The following is a 1,951-nucleotide window of genomic DNA, read 5'->3' as shown; positions in this document are numbered from 1 at the left end:
GGAAATTTTAAAAGGGTAAAATAAAATTGACCCCCAACACCAGGACTTTAAAGGGTCAATCATATTGTAGCCAAAGGGGACAATCCTGCTTGGCCAAAAGGGTCAAAGTCGCGTGGCTTTTCCACGGCTTTCCATGACTTATAATATCTCTCAATACCCTTTAGCTCTTTTTTTATTGAAAGTTTTATCTCTTTACCGTTATAACTATAGCAGTTTTTATGTAATCCTGGGTCAGGAGATAATACCATCTCTTCTGCATAAACTTCATCCTTTGCGCAACAAGCATAAAAGAAAGCCGCCATAGATATTTGTGTGTTTATCCATTCAATTATCGGATTTTTGCTTATAGACCCTTTGTCCTTTTTGCCACATAATATATAGATAAAATCTTCTTCTGAACATTTTTTTGCGTTTATGTATTCAGTTTTATTGCCTAAATCGAGTTTCATATTTTTGGCTTCATCACTAGTTAGTTTTGGATCTTTGAATGCAAACTGCCCTGTTAAAAATGAATATAAATATTTAAGTAAAAGAATATAGGCCTGATCTCCTTGTCCTGGACAAAATATCGTTATTCCACTACATTTACCATCAAATTGTTCTTGCAGGGAATTGTCTATAATATTGGCTTTGCTATTTTGCTTTTTATTTTGTATGATTGCCTTCTCTTTAACCGGGAATAGGCGTGTAAAATAAACATCAAAAAATGAATCAGGGCCAATTATCCATTTTTTTAAATCAGGGAAGCGGTCTATTTGTTTAATCAAAAACTTAATACCATCATCAGGCAGGGCATTTTTAACCATATTGTAAGAAAACGATATTTTCGCAAGATACAATTCGATGTAATATTTGAACGGTTTATTTGTCGCCAAATAATAATTGCTTAATTTTGATTCTAACGTGTCAAAAAAATTCTTGTCAAAATCTTTTTTTAATACATCCTTATGCTCCTTCAAGGAATTTAATATTAAATAATTGCCATCATTTTTACAATCATGCTCAAATGATTCATCAGAAGAAGTTCTTATATTTTTTATGTAACGTTCTAAATAGCTGTTGAGAATCAAGCTTGTATTATCAAGTGATAGTGAATTTAATTTATATTGTTTTTCGTTATATATCGCTGGTATTGGTTTATAATGAGAGATTTCTGCAGAATAATTTGTGGATACAAACATTTTCATCATGTTTATTATTGTATCCTTATCTTTTGTATTACCAACTACATCATAGTCCGATAAGAAAAAAATGTCATAAGTTTGGTTATTGAACCATACGGAATTATAAAGTTTCTCATCTTCTTCCAATGAAGCCGTACCATATAGCATAAATTTAAGAATCCATAATGATTTCATCATTTCAGTGCAATCTTCATTGCCAAAAGCCTCTATAAATGAGTCTATATTTTTATTGCTTAATGCGACCGTTGCAGGAGAATAAACTTTACCAGGCAAATTAAATGCATCCAATATGCTTCTTGCCAAATCATTGTCTTCACTACCATAAAAATCATTGTTTATGTGTAGTAATAATTGATATGCTTCTTTTGCATTCAAACGCTTGTCATACTTGCATTGCAAGTTTATAATGTAGGTACACAGTTTGCCAATGGTCTCCGAGTTAGATAAGACACGATTAAGGCAGTAAAAGAAAGGATATTGCAGTCCTTCAACAAACAGGACATAATCCAATAAGTTCTCATATGTCTCATCCAAACCTTCCGACAACTTTGAATTTTGGTATTTGACAAAAGCGTTTAATAACAGGAAACCTTTGTCCAAGTTTGAAGAATCTTCGACAAGGCCTCTGGATATTATATCTAATGCACTTTCGATTTTCATGGATAGTTAATTTAATTTTATAAACAAAATCACTACTGTCCCGTAAAAGTGGATAAATAGTTCTTTGAAATTATTGAAACATAGTCAATTACACGGTTTTTTGAAAT

1 protein-coding gene is annotated in these 1,951 nt (G+C 31.7%); it reads right to left on the bottom strand.

Translation table 11 applies throughout. From position 1 onward, the window contains the following. Positions 1-59: 59 nt before the first annotated feature. Positions 60-1,844 (bottom strand): hypothetical protein, encoded by a 1,785-nt coding sequence (locus H6A34_RS14225; RefSeq protein WP_205106051.1) that lies wholly within the window; start codon positions 1,842-1,844, stop codon positions 60-62. Positions 1,845-1,951: the final 107 nt, after the last annotated feature.

Origin of the sequence: Marseilla massiliensis, from assembly GCF_016899855.1 — a bacterium.
Classification (GTDB): domain Bacteria; phylum Bacteroidota; class Bacteroidia; order Bacteroidales; family Bacteroidaceae; genus Prevotella.
The sequence above is the reverse complement of the archived record's forward strand: the minus strand, read 5'-3'. Positions and strand labels throughout refer to the sequence as shown.

Coding starts and splice junctions, on each gene's coding strand:
- H6A34_RS14225 (WP_205106051.1), bottom strand. CDS start 1,844: ATGAAAATCGAAAGTGCATTAGATATAATATCCAGAGGCCTTGTCGAA.